Origin of the sequence: Algibacter sp. L1A34 (assembly GCF_009796805.1) — a bacterium.
GTDB lineage: Bacteria > Bacteroidota > Bacteroidia > Flavobacteriales > Flavobacteriaceae > Algibacter.
Genome location: NZ_CP047029.1, coordinates 3,998,616 through 4,011,759 on the forward strand (window position 1 = coordinate 3,998,616; position 13,144 = coordinate 4,011,759).

The 13,144-nt window shown below is 31.2% G+C and carries 6 protein-coding genes; all 6 read right to left on the reverse strand.

Annotated elements, in window-relative coordinates; genetic code table 11:
- Nucleotides 1-10: 10 nt before the first annotated feature.
- Nucleotides 11-3,070, reverse strand: a complete 3,060-nt coding sequence (locus GQR97_RS16990; RefSeq protein ID WP_158850571.1) for a type I restriction endonuclease subunit R — start codon at nt 3,068-3,070, stop codon at nt 11-13.
- Nucleotides 3,060-7,511, reverse strand: coding sequence for a sacsin N-terminal ATP-binding-like domain-containing protein (locus GQR97_RS16995; RefSeq protein WP_158850573.1), 4,452 nt, complete (start codon nt 7,509-7,511; stop codon nt 3,060-3,062). The genes GQR97_RS16990 and GQR97_RS16995 overlap by 11 nt, the downstream gene beginning before the upstream one ends.
- Nucleotides 7,512-7,530: 19 nt before the next feature.
- Nucleotides 7,531-8,847 (reverse strand): restriction endonuclease subunit S, encoded by a 1,317-nt coding sequence (locus GQR97_RS17000; protein ID WP_158850575.1) that lies wholly within the window; start codon nt 8,845-8,847, stop codon nt 7,531-7,533.
- Complete coding sequence (locus GQR97_RS17005; RefSeq protein WP_158850577.1) at nt 8,847-11,195, reverse strand: class I SAM-dependent DNA methyltransferase; 2,349 nt, start codon at nt 11,193-11,195, stop codon at nt 8,847-8,849. Before GQR97_RS17005 ends, GQR97_RS17000 begins: the two co-directional genes overlap by 1 nt.
- Nucleotides 11,196-11,247: 52 nt before the next feature.
- Nucleotides 11,248-11,940: a hypothetical protein gene (locus GQR97_RS17010; protein ID WP_158850579.1), complete on the reverse strand. Its 693-nt coding sequence runs from the start codon at nt 11,938-11,940 to the stop codon at nt 11,248-11,250.
- A gap of 249 nt (nt 11,941-12,189) precedes the next feature.
- A complete protein-coding gene (locus GQR97_RS17015; RefSeq protein ID WP_158850581.1) occupies nt 12,190-13,101 on the reverse strand; it encodes an endonuclease/exonuclease/phosphatase family protein in 912 nt (303 codons plus the stop codon).
- Nucleotides 13,102-13,144 lie beyond the last annotated feature (43 nt).

The window sequence follows — 13,144 nt, forward strand, 5'->3', positions numbered from 1 at the left end:
CTCCTTATTCTTATTTCCCAACACTACTCATACGCTTCATCGTATCAAAAAACGCGGTTTTAAAAGCATCATCTTTAGCATACAATCTATATAAATCTAGTTCTTGCTTACGTTGCTTAGACATCACTTCATCAAGGATTTTCTGAAAGGCTAAGTTCTTATTCTGCTCATCGCTATTTTCCACTACTTTTTGTAGAAAGTCTGGATGTGCTTGTATGGATTTAGTCAAACTTATAAACTTTACACGTTGGTCTTCTGGTGTCACTTCCCAATTTTGAAACCAGCGCTCGTTAAAGCTTTGAATAATTAAATCTAAAGGATCAAGCTCCTCATCTGTACCATGTGCACCTCTTGGGTTTGGATTTTGAGGATCTACCATACTTTCCGAATCATCCAATCCTATCACTTCATTTAAACGCACCCTTTCTAAACCGTAGGTGGATAAATCTACTGAACTTAACAGCTCGTCTAAAGCGTCTACTTCGGTGTTATTTATAGGTAATTTAGGAATCAAGAATTTTAAAAACCAATACAGCTTTTCCCAATCTAAAATTTCAAAAGGCATAATAGAAGCCATTTGTCCGTAGATTTTCACAAACTGCTTTGCTTTAATCTTGAAATCCGCTTTATCCTCATCTTCTAATTCTAGTTCATTAACAAAACGTTCTGCTGCACGCTCTATAATCGGACTTAACACCTGCGCATCTTCTTTATTAAAAAACTTAATATTAAAATCTTCTACCTCACTCCATTCATAAACACCAACATCATCTAACACTTCTTTTAACTCGTGTAATACATTTACATCTGTGGCTTCGCTTAAGGAAGTTGCGGTATAAAAAGGATCAAAGGATGCTTTAATATCTGTAGACGAATTAAAAAAGTCTAACACAAATACATCTTCTGTTTTCTTCCCTAGTTTTGTTGCTGCTCTGTTTAGACGCGATAAGGCTTGCACTGCTAATACGCCTTGTAATTTCTTATCGACATACATCGCACACAGTTTTGGTTGGTCAAAACCTGTCAAGTATTTATTAGCAACTACTAATATTCTATAGTCCTCTTCATCAAATTTAATACGTGTGTCTTTTTCTGCAAAGCCATTCATCTCTGCTTCTGTGTATTCGATACCATCTACTTCTTTGCTTCCAGAAAATGCAATAAGTACTTTAAATGGACGCCCTTTATCTTTTAATATATTTTGTAAGGCTTTATAATAACGAATAGCAGATTCAATACTCTGCGTTACCACCATAGCTTTTGCTTTTCCTTTTAGCTTTTTCTGATTGACTATTTTAGGAATAAAATGGTCTAATATTATTTCTGCTTTGGTATTAATAGTCTGTTGATGCTGTTCTACATAAGCACGTAATTTCTTTTGCGCTTTCGCGGAATCAAATAACGGATTATCTTCAATAGATTTTTCTATTTCGTAATAGCTTTTTAAAGTCGTGTAATTGGCCAATACGTCTAAAATAAAACCTTCTTCAATAGCTTGTTTCATAGAGTATAAATGAAACGGTTTAAAACTACCATCGTCTTGCTGCACACCAAACTTTTCTAAGGTAATCGGTTTTGGTGTTGCTGTAAACGCTAAATAACTGGCATTACCACGCATTTTACGCGACTGCATGGCTTGTACTATTTTATCTTGCGCATGTACCTCATCCTCTTGATTAAATTGTTGTCCCATGGCTCTATTCATGTTATCATGTGCAGAACCACTTTGACTACTATGCGCTTCATCAATAATAACCGCAAAGCGCTTATCGCTTAAATCGGCAATACCATCAATGATGAATGGAAACTTCTGAATAGTAGTAATAATAATCTTCTTGCCTTGTTCTAAACTATCTCTTAATTCTTTAGACGAATAGGCTGGTGCAATAATATTTTTAACTTCAGAAAAATCTGCGATATTATCGCGTATTTGTTTGTCTAATAAACGTCTGTCTGTGACTACAATAACCGAATCAAACAATGGACGCTCTACATCTGTAATGCCTGGTACATCACTATTTTCTGGATAGGTTTCTATGAGTTGATAAGCTGCCCAAGTAATAGAATTCGATTTTCCAGAACCAGCAGAATGTTGAATTAAATAGGTCTGCCCTACGCCTTTTTTACTAGCATCTTCTATTATTTTACGTACCACATCCATTTGGTGGTATCTTGGAAAGAATAATGTTTTTGTTTGTATGGCATCTTTCTTTTTACCATCTAAACGCACAAAATGCTGAATAATATTGGCTAGACTTTCTCTAGTAAAAACCTCATTCCATAAATAGTTAGTTCTGTGACCAACTGCTCCTTTTTCTAGTTCCGGATTGCCTTTACCGTGTTTATTACCTTTATTAAAGGGTAAGAAAAAGGTGTTTTTACCATTTAACTTGGTTGTCATATAGGCTTCATCTGTATCTACAGCAAAGTGTACCACACAACGTGCAAATTGTAATAAAGGCTGTTTGGTATCGCGTTGGGTTTTATATTGGTGTTGTCCATGCACTCTGGCATTTTGACCTGTCCATGCATTTTTAAGTTCCATAGTAACAATAGGCAAACCATTAATAAACAATACCATGTCTATTTCTTCTCTTGGGTTGTCTATACTGTAACGTAATTGTCTGGTCTCACTAAAACGGTTTTTAGCAAAGTTGTCTTTTACTTGTTGGCTACTACTTGCTAATGGTAATTGATAAAACAATATAAAATGCGCATCATCTACTTGCAAACCCTTTTTAAGCAGATACAGAATACCATACTTTTTAACCAAACGATCATAACGGTTTAGAATTTTTAATTTCCAGTCGCTTTGCTTTTGTAGCTTTTCTAGTTCTTCTTTTTGAGTACTTTCTAAAAAAGACCAAAAGAACTGCTCATCTATGGCAAATTGCGCATTGAAACTAGAGGGTTGACCAATGTAATAGCCTTTACCTGTTCTATAGATTTCTGCATTTTCGTTTACTGCACTTATAGATACACCATCCTTTTTAAGGTCTTCTATGCAAGTTCCTGTTAAGGTTCTTTCTATGGCTGCTTCTAAAGCTTGTTCGTTGGTTTTAGACTGCATATTCTTTTAACTTTATTTGAACCTTATATTTTAATGGTTGTAATTCACCTAATTTCTTAATATTTTTAATAGCAAATATTTTTGAATCTTTATTTACAAGCCATATTTCGTATTTATCTTTATTTTCTTCACCAAACTTTTTCTCTTCATTTGAAAGCATAAAGGATGTGCCATTATAATATTTACTTTCTACAAATATCAGTGTCTTCTTTAGCACATCATAGTACTTAATATCATAATGTTCGTTTTCGTTTGTTCTCGCTGTTAGCTCAACATTCTTATACAAATGAGGTCTTTCATATAAATATTTTCTAATAATCTCTTCCACACTATTTCCAAGTTTTTTCTTGTCATTATCAGATAATCCACTATTACCACTACCACCTAACCAAAAGCCATTTTTATCCCCTTCCTCTCTACCATTGTTTTTAGTAATTATTTCAAACTCTTCTATAAATTCTGGTACCTGATTAATATCTAAATTAAATGAAGTATTACCATCAATTGTATCGACTACTTTTTCTACTTCTTTATTTTCTTCAAATTGAGATTTTATGTAATCTATACGGCCTTCAAAGTAAATTAAACTATTAAGTTCTTCATCTCTTCTAATATTTAATATCTCATCATCTGAAAAATGCTTACTGTTAGAACTTTCAATAAAATCATATTCAGGGTAATCTTCATTCTCTAATTCAAAGTTTATTGTTGGAAATAATTTTGATAATTCATTAATTATAGTAAAATCTAAATCGTAACTATTTTGGTTTTGTGTTAATGAAAAACCACTTATCAAATGTTCTATTTTGTTTACATTTTTAATAAAATGCTTTTGATCATCCTTAGTTCTATTTGATAAAAATTGCCACAATTGATTTTTAACCATCTTTTTTCTTTCATCATAAAATAGATTCAATTCTTTGTTAAATAATGTATCAAAAGATAATTTGTAATCTGATATATCATTATAACTCTTCAAATCTATATCTAGAATTGTGAACACATTTCTAATTTTTACAATTTCATCAATATTATCATCTGAATTAAATAATTTCACCTCACTTAATTCAGGAAAATTATCATATATGCATTCCTCTATATTATGCTCATTTAAATGAGAAATTCCTTCAATTCCTTTAAGTCTGAAAATAGTTTTCCAAACAGATAATCTTATACTAATTTCCCCTAGTAAAATATTTGCTTCTTCTAAAACACCTTCTGCTAGTTCGTTTCTAACATCGTAGATATTGTCTTCTTTTGATTGCATAATTATTGATTCAAAAGTTTTCTTTTCATCTAATGTATCAAAGACCTTTAAGAAAATATCAGATAAATTATCTCTAAATTGTTTATTTTGTTTTAATTGAACTATTGATACTCCATTTGGAATATGCAAATAAAACTGATTATTGGAATAAGCATAATTATATGGCTCAACTTGAAAAACTTCTTTATCAATACTACAAACTAATTCTTTGCTACAGTTAATTTTTAACTTATTTAAAAGTCTAACTTGTTTGTTTTTATCGTCTTCCTTTGATATTTTATCTAATCTAAATGCTAAAACAAATGGTTTTATCTCTTTAATAAACTTTTCAAAATCTTGAGAAATTTCAGCATTTTTATTTTCAGTCTCAATTTCTAAATCAAGATCATTTAAATTTGTTAAACCAAACATTTTTATAGCTCTGGAACCTCCTGATCGTGAAGGATAATAAAAAATTGGGAATTTTTTTGTTAAGCCTTCAGGTAGTTTTATTCTATCACTAAAATAAATATCATTAGCATTTTTTACTACAATTTTCTCACCTTCTCTGGCATATAAATCAACATCCAAGATTGATTGTTCATTTTTCTTATAATGGCCAACTAAACTCTTGTAAAAGACTTGAGAACTTTTACTGTTATTTTTATTAGCTAGCTCTTGAGTTCTCTTTTTAAGATAATTAATATCTAAATCATTAAAATCTTTTTTCGCTCCAAAGAAAACAAGTATTCTATCTACTTCCGTTTTATCTAACCCTTTATTTATTTTTGATAGATATTCATAATCTATTTTAAAAGGGTTGAACCATTCTTGCTTTTTACTAGTAATTAAGTAATCTTTAATATTAAACAGTTGTGTTATTTTATAGAAAATTAAGTTCTGATAATCTGATATTTGATAAATACGCTTACGATAAACGTAATTTAATTTTTCTACATTAGAATGCAATAAAGTATAATTTGTAAAAATGTTTTTTATTTTTTCATCAAGAGAAAGCCAACTAATAACTTGATTGATATTAATTGATTCTTTGTTTAGTATTTTATTAAAGTTTTTTATGCTAAATAAACTATAGCTATGAATTACTGTATTGTGAATATTATTTGAATATTGAATAAAACCAGGCTCCATTGCTTTATTAATTTTCTCTATTACAGAAAATGGATTTACACCTAACCATTTCAAAAAGGCTTCAACTTCTTCTGCGTTCTCAGTTTCTAAACCTAAATTTTCAAGATTTGCAATTGTGAGCTTATTATCATACAATTCTCCAAAAATTTCCTTAGATAATTTACCTATTTCAAATTCATCAGATAAAACAAGGTTTTGAATCTTTTCTAATCGATTTTCACGGTTTAAACAAGGAATTTCTGCATCATAATCTAACTTTGGATTATCTCCTCGCAACTTATAATTATGAAACAATTTTTGATAAAACTCTTTAATTATTGCAAGTTTTTTATCTGCATTTTCTTCAAGATAAGTTGTTGTTTCTGTTATAATACTCTTTATAACATATTGTGGCTCAAAAGACTGAATATTTGATATCCCTTCTAATTCATCTTTTAAACTTCTTGATTTGTTTTTTTGTAACCGAAGATCTAATTCTTCTAGTAACTTTGTATGCAATTGAGGGTTTAAAAACCTAATATTAGAATAGCTAGGAACTTCTAAATCTTTATTTTCCGTTGTTTTATTGGTAAAGACAAAATCATTGACTTTAATCGGTTTATCCTTATCGTCAATTAAAACATCAAATTTTTCATTCGGATATTTATCTAATAGCAAGCATATAAATTTTGCTCTTTGATTAATTGTTAAGCCCTTAGCAATACGTTCTATAATCGTTTTATATTTTTTTGGCGACTTAACATAAGTTTGAGGTGCTATAGGTAATGAACAAAAAGCTAGTTGTTCGCCATATAAATGTTCGAGTTTATGCTCCTCAATAAACTCTGCGATCCTATTTCCTAAGTTTTTAGCTATAGATGACTTTACATATTGACCAGATAAAATAGGATAAACTTCAAATTCATCCCAATACAAATCTATTAAATTAGAATATGGTTTATAAACATTAGAAGCATCATTATTGATTGATTGATAAGGCAACCAAGATTTTATATGTTTTTGCTTCAAATCTTCAACCAATTCTAAATGCAACTCAAATAATTTTTCTAAAACAAATGGATTCACTTTAGAATTAGTACTATGATTTCTGTTTTGATCCAACTCTAAACTAGCATGTGCTACAAATGGTAACTCAAAAGGGATTTGAGTTTTAAAGTAGTTGTAGAGTACTTTATCACTAAAGTTCAAATCGTTATTATAGGCTATTTTAACACTGTATCGTTTAGGTTCGCTAGAGTCTTTATCTTCTATTAAATTTTCGTCAACTATACCATCAGAACTTATCACATAATAAATATGCCCTTTGTGTTTAATTTCAAATCTATTTTCTGTAATTTTCTTCCTTGTTACAGAAATGGTTTTCTTTAAATAGTCTCCTGTAATTTCAATAGTTTCAATATTTTTGAGAAATAAAAGTGTTTTTTTACTTATGGATTTAAGTTGCAGTTTAATGCTGTCTTCATATTCCGCTTTGTACTTTATCGAAATCGTTGTTGTATATTCTAATTTCTTATTTACATCCTTAATTTTGCAACAATTTAAAAGTGGTAAAGGATAAACATCTTTATTTAATTTTCTTTCTTTTCTAATTTCCGATAATTCTCTTTCACTGTAACCAATTTTATTTAAAAGAATGTCTTTTTTTAATAAATCATCAAAAATGACTTCAAAATCGTTACTTAAAATACTTATTTTATCAGCCCAGTTAATAATAGAACGAAAACCAAGCCCTTTATTACCAATATAACCTGATGACACTTTTGAAGACAGCCCTGGGTAAAAAATTGAATCGTAACCTTTTACAGAAAACGGTTTATCACCATCGTTACTTATTTTTAGAAGTTGTTTTTTAGTATTTAAATGAATTCTAACCTTAGTAGCCCCTTCATCCTCACAGTTCTGAAATAACTCTAATAACTGCCTGCCATCGTAACCTTGGTTAGTTTGCTTTTCTATGTTATTAAGTCCTATTAAATTTTTAGGGTTTTTCAGCTCTTCCCAACGCTTTTCAATAATATCTTTAACCTGCTCCTTTATAGTCATTTATTCGGTTTCTTTCTTTTTAACACACCCTAACCTTACCAGTTACAACCCCATTTATTAAACTACTCTTATACTCTTTTAACTTCTCTATTTCTTGCTGTTTTAAGCCAATAGCAGTTTCTATTTTTTGTGAAGCAGTTTCTATATAAGCTGAAATTTCTTTTTGTTCTGAAAGAGATGGAAATGGAATACTAAAATTTTTCAAGGCTTGAAAATTCAAACCTTCTCTTCCTCCACCTTGTTGATGAAACCAAATCTGATTTTGCCCAACTTCAGAGGCTATTAATCTATTCAAATAAAGTGTAGTTATTTTTTCATTAGGTCTTAATATGCAAACGTGTTGATTTACATTTAATGGAATATCAATATTAACAAAATAGCATCTACCAATTGAACCACCTGTTATATTCAAAAGAACATCTCCTTTAAAAACTTGACTGTTACTCATAGATTGATGAACTTTATCAGATATAAAAGCAACTCCATCTAATTCTATCTTATCGAAAAATATATTTTGACTTCTTAATAAAGGAATTCCTTTATCTAAATATGTTGTACCACCTCCAGAAGGTGTAACACCACTTCCAATTTTACTTGTAACGTGTTTTATTTTCTTCACCTCCCAATGCTCAGGAATCTCACCAATCCACTCCACACCAGAATCTTTCAAAGTAACACTATCATTTAAACCACGTGTTACTGCTTTGTGTATTAAAATTTGTTTACGTTCTTTAAGTAAATGTATTTGTTGCTCTTTAATTGCAATAGCATCGTCTATTTTTCTGGTTTTATCGTCTAAAAATTGGGCTATTTTGGTTTGTTCTGAAAGTGGTGGAATAGGAAAGATAAAATTATTAAAATTGTCAGCAGGGAATCGCCACCTACCTAACATTGAAACACCTTGACCGTGAGCATAAAAGACTTTACTCTGATAACCTAATTGAAGTAAAATTAAAAGGTAATTCCTATCACAATTTGTATCTAAAATATTAAACACCCTATAATCAGGACTGATTACTCCATCATATTTTGACAAATCAACATAACCTGTAAGTAAATCCATATGATTCATAGCAAAATCTCCTTGAAATACTAACTGATATTTTGAATAATCCATAGATAGCTGTCCTGAACCACTATCAATATCTTTGACTTTTATTCCAGATTGGGTAATAGATAATACATCATGACCAAGTTCTCCTGAAATTCTTTTCAAAATTGTAAAGACATATTTTAACCTTTTCAATTCCCAATGCTCAGGAATTTCACCCAACCATTCCACTCCAGAATTTTTGTACTTCTCGTAACGTTGTACTTTATTTTCAACTTCTACCATTAGACCAAGTTTAAAATTTCAGAAATTAAACCATCGCTTTGTTTTTCTAAGTCTAGTATATCTTTGGTTACGTCTTCTATGTTACGTAATGGGGTGTGCTTGTAAAAGTATTTGTTGAAGCTAATCTCATAACCAATTTTGGTAGCGTCTAGGTTTATCCAAGCTTCTGGTACGTGTGGTTGTACTTCGCGTTTAAAGTAACTGTGTATGTTGTCTTTAAGCGGTACGTTTTCGGTGTCGCGTAGGTCGCTTTCTGTTTCGTAGATTATGTATTCTCCTTTTTTAGCAGTTGCGTAATACCCAAAGTCTGCTAAGTCTTTTTCTTCGCAATCTAAATGGGCTAAGCGTTTGTTTAGTTTATCGCCAGATAGTTTTTCTACTTTTTTAATGACTTTTTCGGCTTCAGCATCGTACCAACTTACCGCATTTAAAATGGCTTTTTTATCGCTTGCAGAAATGCTTAGTTTTTGGGTTTTAATTTCAGCATCTACTAATTTTTTAAATTGGTTAAAGTCGTTGTATTCTTGGTCACCAATGGCTTTTAATAAAGCTGTTCCTGCTTTTACCAAGTTTAAGTGCTTTAACCATGTTGCAGGCTTAATCAGTTTTGTTTTATTGGCAGATGATAAGTTGAGCTCGTTTTTTTCGCACCATTCTAAAATCTCTTTTTCGTGTTGCTTGGTGTTGGTGTATATGCTGTCTCCAAAAGTTTCAAACGCATATTGCATCGGTTCTTGTAACACTCTATCGTAACGTAAGATTTCTATTCGTTCTGCTGTAAATTGGGCGCATAAACGTTTTGGTCTTTCTATAGTGGCTTTGTAATAGCCAAAATCCGTATTATCGAATACCTGTGCTGAGATGCCTTGCTCGCCTTCGCGTTCTGCAACGCTCATGTTGGTATAGGTATTTACAATTTTAGTAATGTGTTTTGGCGAGAACTCACAGTTTTTGTTTCCTAAGTTTTTACGTAGTTTACGGTACAGTTGTCCTGCATCAATCAATTGTACTTTACCTTTTCGGTTAGCTGCTTTATTGTTACTTAAAATCCAGATATAGGTAGTAATACCTGTATTGTAAAACAGGTTGTTTGGTAATTGCACAATGGCTTCTAGCCAATCGTTTTCTATAATGTGTCTGCGTATGTTACTTTCGCCTCCTCCTGCATCTCCTGTAAATAGGCTACTTCCGTTATGTACCGAAGCAATACGTGTTCCTGTTTTGCTTTGAGATAAAGATTTCATCTTATCTACCATTTCCATTAAGAACAGTAATTGTCCGTCGGACGATCTTGGAATGGCATCTGCTTCCTCTTCTACATTCCAATAGTTTTTTAAAGAGATTTTAAAACGCGGATCGATCACATCTTTACCATCCTTAATATATTTTTGTTCACTAGACCATGATTTTCCGTAAGGTGGATTAGACAACATAAAATCGAAAGACTTGCCTGCAAACTCGTCTGTAGATAAGGTAGAACCTACTCTGATGTTTTCAGGATTGTTTCCTTTAATCATCATATCAGACTTACAAATGGCGTAGGTTTCGTCGTTTATTTCTTTTCCGTAGAGATAGACATCTCCTGTAGCACGAATCTCGCCTGCTTCATCTTTAATAAAGTTTTGACTTTCGGTAAGCATTCCTCCAGAACCACAAGCAGGATCGTAAATGGTCATTACTGGTGGTAAATTGTCTTTAATTGGGTCGAAGATAATGTGCGTCATTAAATCAATCACTTCGCGAGGTGTAAAATGTTCTCCTGCTTCTTCGTTATTTTCTTCGTTGAATTTTCTGATTAATTCTTCAAATACATAACCCATTCCTAAATTAGATAAGGCAGGTAATTTTCTACCTTCTGGATCTTCTTTTTCAAAAGGTGTTAAGTTAATGTATGAGGATGTAAATTTTTCCAAAACATCTAACAATACATCTTTGGTTGCCATGTGGCGCACTTGACTACGCAGTTTGAATTTCTCGATGATTTCCTTCACATTAGGACTGAAACCGTTTAGGTAATCTTCAAAATTGGCTTGTAATATTTGTTGGCTATTGGTTGCGGTGTCTTTTAGCTTTTGAAGGGTCCAGGTGCTAACGTTATAAAATACATAACCTGAAGCTTCGCGTAAACCAGATTCGTCCCATTCTGTAAAACCAGCTTCGTCACGTTGAAAGGCTAGTTCTTCTAAAACGGCGGCTTTTGTTGGTTCTAAAAGGGCGTCTAAACGACGTAGTACTATCATTGGTAAAATGACGTCACGGTATTTTCCGCGTACGTAAACATCTCGCAAACAATCGTCTGCAATAGACCAGATAAAGGATACTAATTTATTGTGGGATGATTTGTTCATTTATATATCTTGAAAATTTAAACTTCAATTAAAAACTGGAAGTTATTAACTTTTAAACGTTTTCAAAGAATTTTACAGCATATTTACAGTATTCAATTATTAATTCTTTGTCCGTGTCAAATTCCTTTCTATTACCTAAGTAATTTCTGCATTTTTCTGTTATTTCTCTACCGTTTTGTAAATCTTCGAAGGAAACGCACTTAATATGCTTTCTAGACATCAAAACTATTAGTGCATTCTTATAAGGATAATCACCATTTTTATCAATATCAGATAACTTAAAGCAACCACTAGCTCTAAATTTTACTTCAATAAAATGAGCTTGACCATCCTTAAACACAACCAAGTCAGGCATTCTTCTAATATTCATTGCGACTTCATCATTAATACCTTTTAATAAATCTTTAATACCAGGAATAGTATTTTCCATACCATATTGAAAAACCTGAAAACCAAGATCCACAAATAAACGTTCTATCAGGGTTTCTGCAATTCTACCTTTAGTTAAGTTATAGTTGAAACTATTAAAGTCAGCAGCTTTAACTTTCTTTTTTTTCGTCGAACTCTCCTTTATTAAGACTTCACCTACCTCATTCGTTACATCAACTATCTTGTTTTTTTCCTTAGTTGCTTTAATTGGTTTTTCTGCAACTGCCACATCCTTAACGTTATCCTTTTTATAACATTTATAGCAAAGACCTCCGTTAAATTTAGTATAGTCTCCACAATTTATACATTCTGCCATTATTCTTGTTTTTTGTATTTAAATAAAAGAGCAAATTAAAAGATTTGGCTTACAAACAATGGTAAATTGTCATTATTTACGCTTTTCATCTAGCTTTTTTTGTCTTTAATCGATTAAAAACGAATTTATAATTCACTAGTCTGAATTAAATTACTCATGATAAAATCTTGCAAATTACATTCTTACTCAGTAATTCATCAAACTTATAGTTTTTGTAGAAGTAAACTTTACGGAAAACCGTAATTGTAACTAATTAATTACAAATTCAATATAAATAGGTAAGTGATCCGAAATAAACCTTGCAGTTTCAAGATTATTACAATCTTTCACAAAATCAACTTTTCCCGATTGATGCATTTCAATTTTACCCGATGAATAATAGATATTATCTATTGCATAATTAAGATAATTCAATGCTTTACATTTTGTTTTTAAGGTGGTTTTTGAATCTTTTAATGCCGATTTAAATCCTTTTTGATAAAGATTATCCCAAACCTCATGTTTTTCGTTTAAATTAAAATCACCAAGAATAAAAATACTCTCTGAACTAAGCCGAGTTAGATAATCTTTAAAAAAGATGATTTCTTCCTCTGGCCTTGCATCGTGTTTTCTAGAATGAAAATTAACAATATAAAAAGGCTCACTACTATTTTTTGGTAGAAATTTACCAATATACGGTTCTCTATCACATACCTCTTCTAAAGCAGCATCCAAATAAGCTCTACCCGACAAACTTACTTTAGATGTTTTCCAAAGAAATGCATAGCGCTCACTTATATAAGCAGATGGGCTTTTAGTAGGATCGCTTACACGATAATCCCACTTACTCCCCATTCTATTTAATTCATCCGCAATTTTTGCTACGGCTTGTGCTCCAGCAGGATCTTTCCCTACAACTTCTTGTATGGCTACAATATCAAAATTTCTAATAATTTCTGCTATTTGAATAATTTCGCTAGCATCTTTAGAGCGACCTAAATCCTTTATATTCCAGGATGCAATTTTTAAAGTTTTGGATGATAAAACTCGAATATTAAAACTTGTATCACTTGACTGACTCCATCTTTCTGTAATTTTAAAATAACCATTTAAATCCCCATTTAAACCAACTTGAGGATTAAGAAGAAAAATTAAGAGAATACTACCGATTATTTTAATCATTTACCGAATATAGCTTAAAAAGACATCACTTTTGTTTATTAAA